Genomic DNA, 17598 nt, shown 5'->3' with positions numbered 1-17598 from the left:
CCCTTAGCCAAGAAAATTAGATTATAATGAGTTGAGCACGCAAGGCTCCCGCTACCTTCAGCGCCTCAAGGATTGCGACCAGATCGGAGGGCGTGGCACCAATGGCGTTAATAGAATCAACCACATCACTGAGGCTGACACCCGGATCAAACAAGAACGCACGCGCCTCCGGCTCGTTTATGGAAATTTCGCTATTAGGCGTTTCAAGTGGGGCCGCCGGAGTATTGATCAGCGCATTATCCGTGATGATCGTCTCCGACTGAGGTGTGAGCTCTGTGTCTTCGCGTATCCGTACGGTCAGGCTACCATGCGTGATAACAGCGGGCGTCACCTGCACATTGCCACCGATCACGATTGTTCCTGTTCGGGAATTCACAATCACCTGTGCAGGGGGTTCCCCAGGCTGGACCTCAACCTGCTCAATCAGGCTGGTGAAGGACACCTTTTGCGCTGGATCGGCTGGGGCACGCACGCGGATCGAAGACGCATCGATCGGCACCGCAGTATCCCCACCAAACACCACATTGATCGCCTCAGCGACATTTGCTGCCGTAGAAAAGTCTGCCCTATGCAAGTTCAGGACAAGGTATTCCCCTGTGATAAACGGGTTCTCAACCATCTTCTCGACAGTAGCCCCCTGCGGAACGCGACCAACTGTTGGCACATTGACAGTCAAGGAGGAGCCATCTTCAGCACTCACACCAAGGCCACCAACGACAAGATTGCCTTGGGCTAGCGCATAGGTTTCCCCATCCACACCCAATAGTGGCGTCATCAACAAAGTGCCACCTCGCAGGGATTCAGCAGCACCCAGCGTCGACACGGTCACGTCCAATGTCTGCCCCGGTTTTATGAAAGCAGGCAATTCCGACGTCACGATCACGACGGCGGCGTTGCTACCATCGAGCCCGTCCTGCTCAGCCACCATTCCAAAGCGGGAAACCATAGACTGGAGAGATTGTAACGTAATACCAAGGTCCCCATCACCGGTTCCAGACAAACCAACTACTAACCCGTAACCCAACAATTGGTTGCTTCGCACACCAGCAAGAGAGGCCAAATCTTTTATACGATCAGCACTAGCCGTGTTGGCTGTAATGATAACCATGGCAAGAAGCACTGTGAAGACGGCAGCCCTAAAATTACCCATCATTACCCTTAAACCGGATTGATGGCGGAGAGCAGGCGCGGGAATAGACCGCGCTTAGCCGTATCCGCAACATCCCCTGCTCCAATGTAAGTGATCTCCGCATTGGCAAGCCGGTTGGAATTCACCACATTACGAGGGCTGATATCGTCTTGGCGCACAATCCCACTGACCCGGACATACTCGTCACCATTGTTAAGCGTCAGCTTCTTTTGCCCAAGCAGCTGAAGATTTCCGTTCTGGAACACCTGCACGACGCTGACCGTAACAAGCCCTGTAAAGGAATTGGATTGTTCCGCAGCACCAGACCCTGCGAAGGCTTGCTCTGACCCAAAGGAAGGATCCACTATAAAATCAAGAAAACCTGGGAGCTCGGCCGCTGTACTTTCCGTTTTCGCAGCGGAAGCGCTTTGCGACTTTGTCGCTTGAAAGGACTCGTTCAATGCAACCGTCAACACATCACCAACCTTGGAGGCTCTCTTCTCAACCGCAAACAATCCCGCTACCCCAGGAAGGTAAATACTGCCACCTGTTGGTCGCATGTCACTGTTTTCTTGGGGAAGGACAGGTTGAAATTCCGCACTCGCCTCATTCTCGACATATGTCGAACAGCCAGTCAAAGTTGACATAAAAAAGATTGCGACCACACGGATCATACGACTTGCCTTTTCACTACAAATTATTCGAGATGTATCGCATCATCTCGTCGGAAGCGGTGATCGCCTTAGAGCTTACCTCATAGGCCCGCTGAGTCTCGATCATCTCTACAAGCTGCTGCACGACGTTGACGTTAGATGCCTCCAACGCCCCTTGGGTCAATTTACCCACACCCTGTTCCAGGGGTGCTGCAACCGTCGGAGCACCACTGGCCGTAGTCTCAACCAAAAAACTCTCACCAATGGGCTGCAATCCGCGCGGGTTGGCAAAAGCGGCAAGCGTCAGCTGTCCAACCTCCTGAGGTTCGTCTTGTCCCGCGCTGAGAACAGACACGATACCATCCTGCGAAATATTGACGTCAAGTGCCTCGGCAGGAATTTGAATTTCAGGCTGCACCACATAGCCACTGGCCGTGGTCAGCGTGCCATCGGCGCTGCGAGAAAACGCACCATTACGAGTATAACCGACACGTCCATCGGGCATCAGCACTTGGAAGAAGCCCTGTCCATCAATCGCAAGATCAAACGAATTATCCGTGTTAATCATGCCCCCTTGAGAATAGAGCTTTTGCGTACTCACCACGCGAACACCGGTTCCAAGCGCCAGGGACGAGTTCAGAGCGGTACCTTCAGATGTCTGATCTCCACCAGCCCGCTTGACTTGATAGAGTAAGCTTTCAAAATTGATCCGATCGCTCTTAAAGCCGACCGTGTTCAAGTTAGACAAATTGTTGGCAATGACCTGCATACGCGTTTGTTGTGCATTCAGACCAGTTTTTGCAACGTGCATGGCATTGGACATTGTAGGCTCCTAATTTGTCATCGTAATAATAGTTGCAATGAATGTGCCAACCGGATCAGCGACCACGTTACCCCGGCATACGCATGAGCCGGGAGCCTGCCTCATCGACCTCTTTCCCCAGAGCTATAAATTTGACACTCAACTCGAAATTTCGCTGGCTTTCGATGTTCTGCACCAATGCGCTTATGGTGTTCACATTGCTGCTTTCAAGGAAACCTTGAGAGATGCGGGCTCTTTGATCCGGATCGGGAAAGGCATCTTGATTTATGGGACGGATATGCCCGTCCAACGACTTACTCAGTAAGATGTTTTCGGCCATCGTCGTACCGATGATTGGACCAGGCACCAAGGTTCCCTCTGGCGTGCCTAATAACTCCATCTGTATCTGGCCTGTTTCCGCCACGACAATACGACGTGTAGGCGGCAACTGGATCGGCTCCAATCCAGTATCGAGAAAACGGTTGCCCGCCCCATCAGTCAGAAAGCGCTCAGCATCAAACGTCATATCGCCGCGCCGCGACAGGGCTGTGTCTCCACCGCTAGCGGGTTTAATAAAAAAATACCCGTCTCCACGGATTGCGACGTCCATATTTTCGCCAGTGTTTTGCAGATTGCCGGCCTCGTCAGAAAACAAAGCCTGGTCGGCTTGCTGGCTGTAAACCCGCGATTTAAACTGATCAAAGGAATCTAAAAAATTCGCTTGCCGGGTTACCGCCAAATCGGCACGAAAACCTGGCACATTCACATTAGCCATATTTTGTGCGTTCACCCGCAGCTCACTGCTGATGTTGCGTATACTATTTAAAGCAATGTGGATGTTACGGTCCATGCAAGTATCTCCAATTGGGATGGCTGGCGCCGCAAAAAAGCGCCAGCCTTACTGTCTATTAGCTCCGGATCTGGATGATTGTCTGTGTTAACTGTGTAGAGGTTTCAATGGCTTTAGCCGCTGCTTGAAAGTTCCGCTGCGCCGTAATTAAATTCACCAATTCCTCGGTGATGTCGACGTTCGATCGCTCCAACGCACCTGATTGAATTGAACCGAAACCTTCAGTGCCAGCCTCTCCAACAATTGGGCCCCCAGATTGGGATGTTTCAACGAATGTGGCATTGCCGACCTGCTTCAAGCCATTCTGGTTGTTGAAGTTCGCCAAGACGAGTTTGCCCAGAGGTTTGTTCTGACCGTTGGTGTAATTGGCACGCAACAGTCCCGTCGCGTCAATACTCAGACCATCCAGACGGCCAGAGGTGAAACCATTCTGCTCAAGGTTATTGACTACGAAAGGTGTCGCGAGCTGCGAGGCCGCACTGTAATCGATATCCAGCGAGATAGAGAACGTCTCACTCTGAGAATCGTAGCGTGTAAGCCCCTGCGGACTGATCAGTTTGCCAGTTTTGTCAAACGTCAGTTCGCCTTCGTCAAGATAAAGCGGGAAGTAATCAGTCACCAGATTATTTGGCTCTGACTCCACGATCTGGCCATTTTCATCCACAAAGAGTGGGACACCGTTTGCATTGGTTGCCTGAACAAGATTGGCGATTGTCGGGACAGTACCAATGCCCAGAGGAACATCGTCAAGGCCTAGCTTCGCGGGCCCTTTAATACGGATGGTCGATTCATCTCCAGTTGTGCCTGTAGTGAAGACAAAGTTGTTTTCGTCTGGCCGGTAGCGAACCGTGACACCCCCAATGGTCTGGCCAGTGTCAGGATCCCGCATTTGGTTGATACGGTTCTGCAGCAGTTCAGCCAATGTGGAGCCAATATAATTGCCTCCAGGTACATCGATTACGGCGTTCACACCGTTTACAGACACGTTGAATGTCGTCTCATTATTAGCTGCATTAAGAAAAATAGGTTCAGAATTGAGCGGATCGTTGGCTGGTGCCCCTACCGCTTGGGCCGCCTGTGATTTCAAACCTGTGCCTGCAATAAAACCGACGTTCATGCCGAAACCAACACCCATCACATTATTTCCGCCGGTAGACAGCACGCGAGAGGCCAGATCAATCGAGCCATCTGCAGTTTTGGCTGCGCCAGTCAGAGGGTCGATTTCATACCGCCCCACCTGAATATTGGAAGGGGCCTGGTTGGTCGTCACACCCAGTGCCTTATCAGCCCGGATCTCTTTACCCGTTGTACCACTTTCAAATGTGAAAGCCCTTGTGTCGCGATCATATTCCACATTGGCACCAAAACGCTCAGGGCCAACTCCCGCAGTTGCACCGTCAAAAATAAACGGATTGCCTTGGACGGTCGTCGCACTGGTGATATCGACTTTCGTTGCAGCGTTCAACCCTGGCAAGCCAATGCCATTGACGCTGTCTGAACCCCCGGATGAAACCTTAATCCCAGACAAATCGCTAATCGATCCACCCGGCCCAAGCGCAGTATGATCCACTTTGAACACGATGCTCTGTGTTGCAGCGTCGTAACTCACCTTGATCGGCGGGTCCAGTTCGTCAACCCATGCCATCGCCGTGGTTGCGCCAGTAAGACCAAAGTCACTAGCCGACGGGTTGGTACTGGTGCTGTCCGACAACCTCGCCGTAAAGGATCCAAAAATACCGCCTGCAATATCACTGCTGGAGTAGGCATGTCGCGACGTATCCATTTCGCGCATAATAATCCGTTGATTGTTGAAACTGGTTGCCGAGCCATCAACACTTAATTCAGCGCCCTCAAAATAAGCTTCAACGCTGGTCGACTTGTCCGACAGGACAATAAACGAATTCGCAGTTGGAGTGACCGTAATATCAGAATCCGGCAAGCCAAGCTCACCCGTCGCAATTGTAATTGTTTTCCCGCTGATGGCCGTAATAGAAAAAGAACGACCATTCAAAACGCCTGCAGTAGTATCAGTGCCCATCAGGACAATGCTGTCGCCTGCAGTCAACCCCGCTGTGGATAGCATTTTGATCGTAAGACTATCGGTTTCAGAGGAATAATCGACAGAACCTGCATCAGTGGACACCGCATTAACGCGATCATAGACCGTAACTGCTGGACGATTTTGAAAGTTTGTATAAACTAAATTTCGCTCTTGTTCAACAGCGTAGGTCACCGAAGTGTCAGCATCAGCACCAGCACCATCACCATCAGTGACCAGTACTGGACCAATAATTGTCAGTGTGGAACCAGAGATGCTGACCGAAACACCTTTGATATCGTTGGCCTCGATAGCCACTTTAATTTTCTCCGCCACATCGGCGACGGCTTCACCAGCGGTTGTTGATATACTTGTAGACACTCCAAACACGTCGAAAGTAGCTGTTTCAAGAGTTGCCGATGTAGGCGTGAGCGTTGTAATTCCAGTTCCTGCGGCACCCGGAGTTATAGTATAGCTACCAGTTGTAGTTGCTGATTGTTGAACCGAATACAAAGTGGATATCGCCGCCTCAATCAAAGTCATGACCGCCCCAGCCGTGGGGGATGTGGCACTATCGGGAATAGAAATATTCAGATCTGCTTTGCCTTCAAGCGAAATTGTCAGTGACTTCCCAGTTTCGGCGGCCGCACCAGCGATGTCAGCAACCGAGAACTCTCCTTCTGAGTATTGAATGTCAAAGTGAGCAGAGGAGTTGCTCACTGCCACTACTCCCAAGTCTCGGGTGTTATAATCAAAGCTGAACGCCTGCGGCAATGCAGGCGGATCGGTAAGCTTTGTCGTCGATGTTAGCTTTGCGAACTGGTTGCTGCCGATATTCGGCACAGCAGAATTTACCACATCTGCCAATTCACTGTTCAGCGTATCATTAATACGAGCCTGCGCATGTGCCAAGAAGACGTCTAGATCGAAATTAGGGGACGTTAGGTTGGCCACGTCAATGCCGGCTTGCGTCGACACAAAAGATGTCTCCAGCAGATTAACTGCAAGGCTGTTAGCAACCGACGTCTCACCATCACTATACAGCTGCACCGATATGGTGTCGTCCACGCCCTTTTGAATCTCAACCTTACGAGCGTCATCATGAGCACCATTAATAGCCCGCTCAACTTCTGCGGCCAGCTGGTCAGCGTTGTATTTACCAGCACGGATGTCGATGCTGACCGGTCTAGTCCCATCGTCAATATTGACCAAAAGGAAATCACGCCCCCAATACACACTTTGATTTGCAGGGTCAGCTTCGAATGTAGCACCAAACAGCAATGGATCATTGACGATTTCAATTTCACGTGTGCCTTCTTCACCGAAGTCGAAACCACTCCCTATTCCGGATAATGCGGCTGGTTCCGACGGAACGCGCGTGCGCAACTCGTCAAGCTTGTAGAGCGGAGAACTCCGACCCGTATCAAAATAGCTGGGATCTGGCACAGAAGTTGTCTGGTTGCCAAATTGATCAATATAAATCTGCTCATTTGCGTCGTTCACAGCCGGTACAAGATCGGGTGGCACAACCTCATCGTTAATGACAAGACGGGTTTCAAATTTATTCGTCGGGTCCTCCGCCGTCGCTCGCTGCGTCTTAATAAAATAAACTGTCGCGATAGTCGGATTGCCGAGGTCATCAAAAATTGTGAAAGATGTCGAATTTGTAAAGCTTGCAGAATCGTTTGGATCGAAAGTGTACCCAGTTACAAATTTTTCATTATCAGTAACCACATCAGCACTTGCGGGAAGGTTGACTGCCAGATCGACCTTGGAAGTCGCCTGTGGATCACCGGATGTCACCGGCAGGCGGAGAGGCACAGCACTGTCGAGGTCTTTTGCCGTTACAGATCCGTCTTCGTTGACTGGGTACGTAAGCAAAAACTGACCGGAGCTGTCCACAACATTTCGGTTGTTGTCGACGTTAAAAGAACCGTTTCGCGTATAGACAACCTGAGAAGACGTCAGACTAGGCTTGAGACTAAAAAAACCTTGCCCGGAAATAGCCATGTCCAGCGCGTTCAGCGAGGACGCGATGTTACCCTGGGTAAACTGTTGCTTGACCCCCTTCAGGATCGCACCTGAACCAATGGCAGATGCATTGTTCTGCAGCGGCGAGGTGGCGAAGATGTCGCCAAACTCGGCGCGTGAAAGTTTGAAGCCTGTGGTGCCAACGTTGGCAATGTTATTAGAAGTCGCCGCAATGTCGGATTGGGCACCGTTTAGACCGGTCAAAGCTGTGTAAAACGACATAAGTGTCTCCCTGTAAAATCAGTTACCCGCGCGTTAAAGGCGGAAACGTAAAACTTCCGCGGCGCTCACGTCGCCGTAATCTTCAACTTCAAGCATGGCTGCGCCATTGGCAGCGGATGAGGAAGCGCCGATCACCTCCGCGAATACATTCGGTATCAGGCTCTCGGGCCCTTCTCCACCAGCGTAGGTGACCGACACATCCATACGGACACTGCGGGTGCCATCACGATAGGTCTCAGGTAGGTCCGTCCATTCGAACCCAGACAGACCACTCGCACGGCCCCCAAGACTAAGCGTGTGTAGGCTTTCACCAGATTGGGCATCCAAGAATTCGACGCGCGTATCAACAGACGCGCGCTCAAGCTCAAGCATGCCATGGATTTCACCATTGTCGTCCGCCCGAGCAATGTTGCCCGGGATCAGAACAGAATGCCCCAGCATGTTGACCGAGGAAGCGACGCTAAACTGACCTATCTGCTCCGAGATATCCGACATCGTCTCGCTCATCTCACTGATACCAGCAACTGAAGAAAACTGCGCCATTTGGGCAATAAAATCACCATTATCCATGGGTGCGAATGGGTCTTGGTTTTGCAATTGCGTAGTCATCAAGCGCAGAAATTCCGACTGTCCAAGCTCACTCTTCGGCTCTGCAGTCTTCGCACTGGTAGTACTGATCCCCAGCTTGGACAACAGCGCATTCTGTGCGCTTAGGCTCTTGTTATCGACGTCCATATTCGGTCTCCCTTACGATTTGCCCATGTCCACGGTACGCATCATGAGTGTGCGAAGCGTGGTGACCACTTCCAGGTTGTTTTGATAGTTCCGACTAGCCTCTAACATATCGACCATCTCTTCATTCGTATCGACGGATGCCACATAGACAAACCCCTCCTCATCCGCGAGCGGATGCCCTGGCTCATGCACACGCTGAGGTTCTCTATCCAACGCAACGACCTCCAGCACGTCAACTGTCGCACGCTCCGCATTGCGCAGGCCACCCTCATAAAAGGTCTGAAAAACGGGGCGCAACGGACGATATGCTTCCTCTGAACTACTGGCGCGGGCACCGGCATTGGCAATGTTTGAGGCCACGGTATTCAGGCGTACCATCTGAGCAGCCATAGACCGGCCCGCAACATCAAATACATTTTTCAAGTCAGACATCAGTCACCTCTTATTGCGGACATAAGGCCAGAAATCCGGCGGTTCAGAAACGTGAGTGTTGTCATATAACGCAGCGTGTTTTCAGAGAACTCCATCTGCTCAACAGACATCTCAACAGTGTTGCCATCCAATGATGGGTTCAATGGTTCGCGATACTGTAAGGCATCACCACCCGTCCCAGCCAAGCTATCCATGTGCCGAGCATTGGTTTTAAATACAGGACTTTCACCTACCTGGCGGGACATTTCACGTTCGAAATCCACGTCCCTCGCCTTATAGCCCGGTGTCGACGCATTCGCGATATTTGATGCCAGAATAGTGTTGCGCCGCTCCCGCAGAGAAAGAGCCGACGCCTGAAAAGAGATGTGCTCTTTGAGTGCATTCATGATTATCGCCCGTGGAAAATTCATTCTGGTCTGATATTTGCAAGTTGAGTGCCAAACGGCAAGCGGAGACAAAAATGGCGGAAAAAAAATTGGCCCCTAGGCGCGCAGGCCCCAAACCAGGTCGCGCAAAAGCGCTTTCAAAGGCTGCGGGAACACCCATCGCGAAGATGCCAGCACAACATGGTGTACACCAGCTGTCGGAGCACATCATCGAGCACCTCACAGATATGCCCGCACGTTTGGCCACATCCACCTTATCAGAATTACTGCGGAATACCACCGATCAAACCACTCGGATCGCAATCCTCGCCGCCCGTATCGAAGTGTTGCGCGCGCGCGTTATTGGTTGTCGCATGGGCAAAAACGCTGATGCCAATGTATCCTTGGGCACGTTGCGGAGTCAGTTGCCCACTGAAGAATTATCTGCGCAGATCGACGCCCCAGAACTGCCCACGCCTGGTACAAAAGATACGACCGAAAAAATGGTCACCAAGGACGATGAAAAAACGTTCCGCATCAAATTGCTAAAAACCCATGTTAATGAAGGCATTGAACTCACCAAAGGAGCGATCTTCACCGTCAGCACCACAGCGGGACTGTCCCTGATCGACAGGCAGATCGCACAATTGGCCCCTGAAGTGGCCACAGGCGACGAAAATAACAACGCCACGCAGGCAACAATAGAAGTGGAGGCTGGCACGTCTGCCACTACTTAGTATGCGCTCTACCCCAATACGGAACCTCTAGATGCCATCATATGCTTCACTTCCTCTTGTTTTGACTCTCGTTTTGGCCCTCGCGACGCTGAGCAGCCTCACAGAGTGCCGATTTCTCAGCCGCTTCTCGCAAGAAAGCTACGATTGCTCCACTGTCAGCGCTCCTTTCAGCCGCGTGGTTTTCTCAGATGTATTTGAAGGCGCAACTGGAGTAGTCGAAGGCAGTACTATTGGCGAGGTCACGATCATCTCCGCCTCAGATACGTATATCAACGCCGATTGGGGCAAAGGTCGCATCCAGCTCTGGAGGGATACTGGGCGCGTCGTGACCACCAACAATAGGATCGTCAGAACCTACAATTGCAAACACGCCAAATTCAAAATGTAGCACTTAGCCCCGCTAAACACCGCACAGTTCCATCCGTTTAAATATAAAGTACTGGAGAGATATAATGGCTGAAATCAAAACGGATGTTCTTTCCACTGTCAGCAGCTCTGGTAGTGGACTGCAGCTCAAGAGCCTTACCAGCAGTCTTGTGGAGGCGGAAACCAGCGGGGAACGCACGCTCACCGAACGCCAGATCACGGATACCAACACGACCATTTCTGCAATGGGGCAGTTATCACAACAAGTTGGTCTGTTAAAATCTTCCATGGCTTCAATCGCGGAAACAGCGTCCCGGACATCCACATCCTCCAGCGATGAGGTATCGATCGAGGTTACAGAGGAATCCACTGCAACCGATGTCTCTGCCGTGGTCGAGGTGTTAAATCTTGCTTCAAAACAGAGTCTTAGCTTTATCTTCGACACGAGCGTCACACTAAGCACCGAGATAAACCAAGCCAGTGTGTCGCTAAATACAGAAGCTTGGGATAGCGCCGCTTCCTTCGAGATAGATAGCGATAATGCCACGCTGACTGGGCTGACCGAAGCACTGAACGAAATCGATGGAATAAACGCCTCGTTGCTGTATACTGGGACTGGTTATGCGCTGATCATCAAATCCGAGGAGGGTACGGAAAACGCGCTCGACGATGTCTCGATTGACGCCATCAAATCTGTCCTTCAAATGACCGACAGCGCTGTCGATGGAACGATGGATGCAGAGGAAAACCCCTTGGGCGTTACCAGCAATGAAACAGAGGCACAAAATGCAAGCCTTCTGGTGGATGGCATTTCGGTCGTGCGCAGCTCCAACGTGTTCGAAGATCTATTTGCCGGGCACAAGATCACCCTCAATGCTGTTGGTACATCCACACTGAGCTCGTCAGATACCAGCGCTTCGGTCAAGGATCGGGTGACCAAATTTCTTGCCGCCACGAACGAACTGAAATCCTATCTGTCCAAAGCCACGCAACGCGGGATCAACGGAGCAGAGCCTGGCCCACTGGCCGGGGATGTCGCCGCAAAATCTATACTAGACAGCATCCGCAACATCACCACGCAACCAATTACCGGCTTTGGAGACGACGTGTATCTTGCCCAGATCGGTATCATGACCGCGCAGGACGGCACCCTGACCCTCAACGAGGAGCGGTTCGCAGAGGCGTTGGCGGAGAACCCAGATCTCGGGGGTGCCCTGTTCACGACCACGTACGGCTCTCCAAACTCGGACCTGAGCATTTCAGGACTGTCCTTTGCTCCCCCCCAAGCTGGTACCTACGATCTGGTTTACGACAGCTCGACAGCAACAGCCACACTGGACGGGCAATCCCTTACCATCAGCACCAACAGCAATGGCAATGTCGTGCTGCGTTCCAACGATGGTGACACGGAGGGCATAACTATCACGCTGGGCACGGATGAATCACTGACGACAACCGTACGCTATGGCCAAAGCCTCGCAGATCAACTTCAAGACTACAGCGACTCCCTGCTTGGCACCAGTGGCCTTCTCGCACGACGTGAAACAGCCCTGGACGAAGACCTGCTGGAATTCGAAACTCAGATTGAAGACATTGACAGTAAAGTCGCACAGCTGACCGAACGTTACAACATCCAGTTCGGACGCATGGAGGCTGTGATTTCCAGCCTCAAGAGAACAGGCGAATATATGCAATCCATGATGGATTCATGGATCGCCAGTAAATGATGGAGCCTGCATATAAGCGCCCCTCTTCGGGCTCACGGTAGACTGATGTCGTCGCTTAGCATGCCGCCCACTCCTACAGTCTCGATCACCATGGCAATCAGACGCGCAGCGACCATCATTGTACTTGGCTTATTAGTTGGTCTCGTGACATCCGTAGCCGCTATCGGTTTCACCACGGCAGTCTATGCACTCAATGATATTCTGCTGGTGAGTGACTACTCCCGCTTTCGCAGCGACACCCAACCTCTTGCCCTTCAAGGGCTTAGCATTTTCATCCCAATGATGGGCGGAATTGCAGTGGCCGTACTGATCTTTCGCATCGACCCACGAGGGCGCCCCTCCGGTCCACCGGACGTCATCAAGGCAATTCAGCTGCAAACAGACATGCCGCCAACCCGCTCCGGCTTGACCTCAACGCTAGCCGCGCTGATTTCGCTCAGCATCGGTGCATCGGTAGGGCAGTACGGACCAATGGTCTATCTCGGTGCCATGTTGGGTCAGCTCACCGCGCGACTGCGTACTTCCATTCCCAACCTTACTGCGATCTGCATAAGCTGCGGGGTTGCTGCAGCCATTGCCGCGGCCTTCAACGCACCCATTGCAGGCCTGATCTTTGCCCACGAAGTTATACTTAGGCATTATTCTATGCAGACTTTCGCTCCCGTCACTGTTGCCGCAACAACGGGATATTTCATGGCTAATGTAGTCTTTGAAAAAACGCCAATTCTCGTCGTCCAAAGTAGCAGTATTCCCCATGGTGAGGAGTTTATCCTCTTTGCCATATTGGGATTGTTATGTGCACTCGTGGCGCTGCTATACATGCGATCGATCCTCTTTGCCGCCCAAAAAGGCCAACTTTTCAAAGCCTATCCAATTGCTCGCGGCGCAGCTGCCGGGCTTGTCGTGGGTCTCTGCCTGTTGATGATCCCGGAAATTATCGGGCTGGGGCAAGTCACCTTGCGCTTTTCAACATTGGAAGGTGCCTTTGCGGCCAACGAGCTGGCATTATTCATACTGGGTAAGATTGCCCTGACCGCGTTCTGCTTGGGCTTCGGATTTGTAGGCGGCGTATTCAGCCCCGCCCTCGTGATCGGAGCACTGTTCGGTGGGCTTTTTTGGACCATATTGTCAGCTGGTTTCAGCTTCGCACTGTCAGATTTCTCAATCTATGTTGTCTGCGCCATGATGGCCGTCACCAGTCCAGTAATTGGCGCACCTCTCTCTGCAATACTGATCGTGTTTGAACTGACGCGCAGCTATGATCTTGCTATTGCGTCGATGATCTGCGTCGTCTTTTCCAACGCACTGGCCTTCCGCGTGTTTGGTCGCTCGCTGTTTGACCGTCAGTTGAAAAATCAGGGGATCGACCTGTCCAAAGGCCGTGACCAAGCGCAGCTTACTGCGCTACTGGTGATCGATCTTGCCAAAGCGGATGCCGCCGTTTTCGCACCCTCCGACACAGAAGAGGCCGTTGTTTCAGCACTTAAGGCCACGGGCTTCAACCAAGGTTTTCTACGCGAACCAGAGACAGGGGCCTTCATTGGGGCCATTTCCCGCTCGGATCTTGATCCCAAGGCCAGCACACCCGTCCGTAACAAGGTCCATGACATCGACCTCGTATTCAACAATAAAACCAACGTGCTACAGGCGATGGAACAGTTGGAAAACTTTGTGGGGGATGCTGTGCCCATAGTCGATCCTGCGGACAACCGCCTTCTTGGCGTCGTAACCGAGGCCGATATTATTCAAGCCTACCTCAAGATGGTCACCCGACTCAGACAGGAAGAAAATGCAACGCTTTAGCTCTTCTGCACTCGCTGTGCTGTGTCTGTTATCTGCGCTGCATAGCTCTCCTGCCCTCTCAGGTGAAATCGCGTCGCTCACCCTAGCCATTACGGATGCCGTGCCAGAAGGTCTGGTCGAAGCCAACCGCGTCATGGCCCACGTTCGAACCCAGGGAAATGTTACCGTGGAGGGCCTAGACCCTGCCTCCTCTCCCCAAACGGTGATCGAAGCCGCCTTGGCCCAAGGTGCAAATTTCATCGTCGTTCCCTGGGCTAATCTGACCAGTACCTGTGCTGCCTTGGCAAGGCTAAATAGCCCCTGCAAGCCTATGGTCGAACTGGACAAACCAGCGCTTGTGGGCAGGGCCGACACCGTTACGGACCTAGCCGAACTATTCGAGGATCGTAGATTGCTGCGAGGCACCGCAATCATCTGGCCACCAACAGACCTTCTGGGCAGCTTTTTGAAATGGTCAGGCGTCCCCGAAAATCAAGTGCCAGACGTGCTCAGCACTGAACGGGGGTTCTCTTATGCCTTCAACAATCTATTCATACCGGGACAGCCTCAGATCTGGTGTCCTTCCGTGGAGGCGGCTGTAGTAGCGCTGAACACAGGCAAAGTTGACGTAGTCATCGGTGCCTCTCACCAGGTCGCTAATATCCTAAACCGCGCTCAAGCGCGGACTGACCTGCACACAGTAGCAAACCAGACGCTTGCCTTTAAACCCTCACGCGGCGCATGGATAGCACTGCAGGAGAAGCTTCCACGCAGCGACATCAAGGCGGTCATAGATACGAGTTACCAAACCGCTCCAAAATGGCAATCCGATCGAGCCGACACGATATGGCGTGCGGCACTTGAGCGGGCTTTCGACAAACAGACCGATCTCCACCCCTTTGATCTTGGAAACCAAATCACATGTGCGCATAATGGGCCGCACAATTAACGCCTGTGGACATTCCACATTTTCCATTCTTCCTGAAATCTGAAACTCTGCGTAAAAGAAAATATTTCGTAACTCCCAAGCCCCCCAGCGGATATCGGGTTTTGGGTAGCACTCGCGACTTTAGAATATCCGTCTTGATCAAGCGTATTTATTCACCCAAAGTCGGTTTGCTTTAATGAGCGCATTTGCGAGTTCAATGAGCTTTCTCATGAGGGCAGTAAGGGCGACTTTTGGCGGTTTACCTGCTTTGATCATGGCTTGATATTTGGCCTTGAGGTCTGGATTGAACCTCATGGCGACAAGAGCTGGCATGTGGTGGGCGTCCCTCACAACTTTTTGGCCACCTTGAATGAATGATTCCCCCCGCCACTGCCCTGATTGGCGGGTCATGGGTGCAACTCCGGTCAAGCTCGCGACCTGTTTGCGATCCATGCCCCCGATTTCGGGCATTTCAATCAAGATAGTGGCAGCACAGATCGCACCGATACCAGGGATTGACCGGGGGATTTTCATTGAATGTGCCATCATGTCGTCTGCTTGTATCAAGCGGCCAATCTCGGCACCAATTTCAGCAATTTTCTTGTTGATGTGTGCCAAGCGGGTTTTGCTTTGGCGGCGCGTGATGGGCAGAGTTTGCGTTTCTTGACGACTCAAGATGCGGGTGCGATCGGCAACCAATCCACTTCGAAACGCACGCAACTCTTTGAGAATATGCTGTGTTTCCGATACCGGCTTCATCGGCTCAAGTCCAAGGGTATCCCCCATGACAGCCAGCATTTTGGCGTCCACGGCGTCGGTTTTGGCGCGTACACTTTATGCTTGTGCAAAGCGGCGTGCCTGCAAAGGGTTCACCTTCACCAAAGGTGAATGCGGGCCCAAATCCGGCTCGAACCCCTTGTGATAGGCACCCGTGGTTTCATAAATAACGCGGATCACAGTCGTTTCGTTACAGAATTTAGCCAACTGCTTAAATACCCCTGTATCGTTGCTAAACGACGCCATTTTCCCGTCGCTCAGTCGGTGAACATCTAAAGTGGCTTTGGAAAGATCTATCCCAATGGTATCATCCGTCATCTTCGTTATATCCTATGCTTGTCCTAGAGGGCTTTGTGCTGATCTGTGGCTCTCGTTTCGCACAAAAGCTCAGAAAGTCATAAGACAAGCCGCGCGATGATCTGTTGTGGTGATAGGGTGAGTGTTTCGAGGATATTGCCCCCGTGTTTTCTGACCGTCGAGATGACGGATCTGATGTCAGCGAAGACCTGCGCGCCCTCGAGGGTGCGGAAAGTTCCCGAGATTTTCATGCGCAACTTCATCATGCGCAGGTCCCGTTCGGCCTGATTGTTGGTGAAGGGAACTGTGAAGTCCGTAAGGAACCTTAGGACGTCATCACGGTAGTCGCGCAAGCGGACCAGAAGGTTATGGCCTGGCCGCCTGGCTTTTCGGCCTCGCGCACCAGTGCGTCTAGCCAGTGGGTCTTGTCGCTCATGGAAGGCGAGGCCCTCGGTGAGGATCGCCATGTATTTGGTGAGGATGCCGTGGTGAACCGACGTGGGGAGTTCGGTCTCGCCTCGCCCCTGAGCCGCGCACTTGAGCTGATTGGCGCTGTTGAGCAGCACGCTCATCGCGCACGCCCACGGCTCCTTTTCGATTTCTTCGATGGCCTTGAGTTCCCGTAAATGATGCGCCCCGCACAGGGCGTGCGCGTCCACCCCACTCATATGGGCGTAATAGGACTTCCAGTGGTCATGAACAATTGTCCCGCCGGTCAGGAAGGATGGAACAGCACCGCGCTTGGCGCTGATGCGATAATGCGTGAAGGCGAGATCGCTGATTGAGTGCAGCCAGTGCAGCTTACCAGCAACACGAAGTCCGGTCTCATCCAGATGCCGAACGCCGCCTTCATTGAGCCGGGCCAGAATGTGTTCGACGACGCCACCCAAGGTACGCGCTGTGCCGTTCACCCAGTTGGTCACGCTGGCCGCGCATAGGCTGGTGGCACCAAACAAATCACGCAGGAGTTGGCAGACCCGATCCTCGGGGATCAGCTGCTGAACATTGCAGTAGACCGCCGCCGCCCGAATGCGCTTACCGTATTGCACGTGTGTATTCACGCCATCGGGAAAGGTGGCTGTCGTCGTGGCTCGGCAATAGCCACAACAATAAATCGCTGCCTGATGCTCTGTGACCTCCAGACGTGGCACCGGTATGTCATAAACCTGACGCCTCTCCACCGCCTTGATCATCCCAGCCGTTAAGCCATGCTGACAGGTGCCACAGGCCTCAGCCTCATGTCGCTCCACAAAGTCAGGCGTTGCTGTCTGACGTAGGGTGTCGCCTCGGTGGCCAACTTAACCACCACTTTTCTTACCGGACTTACCACGCAGGCTACGCGGTACCGGCTTCTTCAACCCATCACTCGAAGGCGGCTTGCTGCTATTACTGCTGTTCTTGGTCAACTGACGCCGCAGATCCGCATTCTCTTGCGCCATGCTCGCCAACGCGGCTTCCAACTCGGCGATCCTGCGCAGAGCCGTGGCGAGGAGTTGTTCAAGAGCAGTAACTTGGTCCATTCCACCAATGATTCAGAGAAATCGTCACAGCGCCACAAAATTCAGACCACAACAGAAAATTCATGCGCACAATGGCCAAGGAGGTTCACACCAAAACTGACAAAAAACCCCGTTGGCGGCTGGGGTGCTTGGGAGTTACCTTAAATATTAATCTGCGAAGCCTCAACAGAACTGTCTGATATTAAGCAACTTCACTTCACGCTTAAA

At 52.4% G+C, this 17598-nt stretch carries 15 protein-coding genes and 2 pseudogenes; 4 read left to right on the top strand and 13 right to left on the bottom strand.

The annotated features are described in order from the left end of the window. Positions 1-16: 16 nt before the first annotated feature. The 8 genes from OA238_RS27335 to flgB form a co-directional block, all read right to left on the bottom strand. The gene (locus tag OA238_RS27335) at positions 17-1153 is read right to left on the bottom strand and encodes a flagellar basal body P-ring protein FlgI (protein WP_420806504.1); all 1137 of its coding nucleotides are present in this window, start codon (positions 1151-1153) and stop codon (positions 17-19) included. Positions 1154-1158: 5 nt separating this feature from the next. Continuing rightward, positions 1159-1803 carry a flagellar basal body L-ring protein FlgH gene (locus OA238_RS27330; RefSeq protein WP_015497679.1) on the bottom strand — a complete coding sequence of 215 codons (645 nt, stop codon included), beginning with the start codon at positions 1801-1803 and terminating at the stop codon, positions 1159-1161. A gap of 16 nt (positions 1804-1819) precedes the next feature. Beyond that, positions 1820-2605 (bottom strand): flagellar basal-body rod protein FlgG, encoded by a 786-nt coding sequence (flgG, locus tag OA238_RS27325; protein ID WP_044039069.1) that lies wholly within the window; start codon positions 2603-2605, stop codon positions 1820-1822. 67 nt (positions 2606-2672) lie between these two features. Beyond that, the gene (locus OA238_RS27320) at positions 2673-3434 is read right to left on the bottom strand and encodes a flagellar hook-basal body complex protein (RefSeq protein WP_015497677.1); all 762 of its coding nucleotides are present in this window, start codon (positions 3432-3434) and stop codon (positions 2673-2675) included. 58 nt (positions 3435-3492) lie between these two features. Next, positions 3493-7725 carry a flagellar hook-basal body complex protein gene (locus OA238_RS27315; RefSeq protein ID WP_015497676.1) on the bottom strand — a complete coding sequence of 1411 codons (4233 nt, stop codon included), beginning with the start codon at positions 7723-7725 and terminating at the stop codon, positions 3493-3495. 33 nt (positions 7726-7758) lie between these two features. Then, a complete protein-coding gene (locus tag OA238_RS27310; protein WP_015497675.1) occupies positions 7759-8460 on the bottom strand; it encodes a flagellar hook assembly protein FlgD in 702 nt (233 codons plus the stop codon). 12 nt (positions 8461-8472) lie between these two features. Next, entirely contained in the window at positions 8473-8892 is a 420-nt protein-coding gene (gene flgC / locus OA238_RS27305; RefSeq protein ID WP_015497674.1) for a flagellar basal body rod protein FlgC, read from the bottom strand. Then, positions 8892-9278: a flagellar basal body rod protein FlgB gene (gene flgB / locus OA238_RS27300; protein ID WP_015497673.1), complete on the bottom strand. Its 387-nt coding sequence runs from the start codon at positions 9276-9278 to the stop codon at positions 8892-8894. Before flgB ends, flgC begins: the two co-directional genes overlap by 1 nt. Positions 9279-9352: 74 nt before the next feature. On the opposite strand from flgB, the gene OA238_RS27295 reads away from it, so the two are divergent. The 4 genes from OA238_RS27295 (at position 9353) to OA238_RS27275 (ending at position 14818) form a co-directional block, all read left to right on the top strand. After that, the gene (locus tag OA238_RS27295; RefSeq protein ID WP_015497672.1) at positions 9353-9994 is read left to right on the top strand and encodes a hypothetical protein; all 642 of its coding nucleotides are present in this window, start codon (positions 9353-9355) and stop codon (positions 9992-9994) included. A 452-nt stretch (positions 9995-10446) separates the two neighbouring features. Next, entirely contained in the window at positions 10447-12087 is a 1641-nt protein-coding gene (gene fliD / locus OA238_RS27285) for a flagellar filament capping protein FliD (protein WP_044039067.1), read from the top strand. Positions 12088-12147: 60 nt separating this feature from the next. Continuing rightward, the gene (locus OA238_RS27280; protein WP_015497669.1) at positions 12148-13890 is read left to right on the top strand and encodes a chloride channel protein; all 1743 of its coding nucleotides are present in this window, start codon (positions 12148-12150) and stop codon (positions 13888-13890) included. Further along, complete coding sequence (locus tag OA238_RS27275; RefSeq protein ID WP_015497668.1) at positions 13877-14818, top strand: hypothetical protein; 942 nt, start codon at positions 13877-13879, stop codon at positions 14816-14818. The genes OA238_RS27280 and OA238_RS27275 overlap by 14 nt, the downstream gene beginning before the upstream one ends. Positions 14819-14956: 138 nt before the next feature. Here the strand turns inward: OA238_RS27275 and OA238_RS27270 are convergent, their stop codons facing one another. The 5 genes and pseudogenes from OA238_RS27270 to OA238_RS34345 form a co-directional block, all read right to left on the bottom strand. Further along, positions 14957-15472: a transposase gene (locus OA238_RS27270; protein ID WP_338042851.1), complete on the bottom strand. Its 516-nt coding sequence runs from the start codon at positions 15470-15472 to the stop codon at positions 14957-14959. Between the two features lie 3 nt (positions 15473-15475). After that, a pseudogene (locus OA238_RS34840) lies at positions 15476-15613 on the bottom strand (IS110 family transposase); the annotation flags it as partial. 18 nt (positions 15614-15631) lie between these two features. Beyond that, positions 15632-15892, bottom strand: coding sequence for an IS110 family transposase (locus OA238_RS34350; RefSeq protein ID WP_051076450.1), 261 nt, complete (start codon positions 15890-15892; stop codon positions 15632-15634). Positions 15893-15969: 77 nt separating this feature from the next. After that, a pseudogene (gene tnpC / locus OA238_RS27265) lies at positions 15970-17154 on the bottom strand (IS66 family transposase); the annotation flags it as partial. Between the two features lie 15 nt (positions 17155-17169). Continuing rightward, positions 17170-17391: a DUF6444 domain-containing protein gene (locus OA238_RS34345; RefSeq protein ID WP_051076388.1), complete on the bottom strand. Its 222-nt coding sequence runs from the start codon at positions 17389-17391 to the stop codon at positions 17170-17172. Positions 17392-17598: the final 207 nt, after the last annotated feature.

It is taken from the genome of Octadecabacter arcticus 238 (assembly GCF_000155735.2).
GTDB lineage: Bacteria > Pseudomonadota > Alphaproteobacteria > Rhodobacterales > Rhodobacteraceae > Octadecabacter > Octadecabacter arcticus.
The sequence above is the reverse complement of the archived record's forward strand: the minus strand, read 5'-3'. Positions and strand labels throughout refer to the sequence as shown.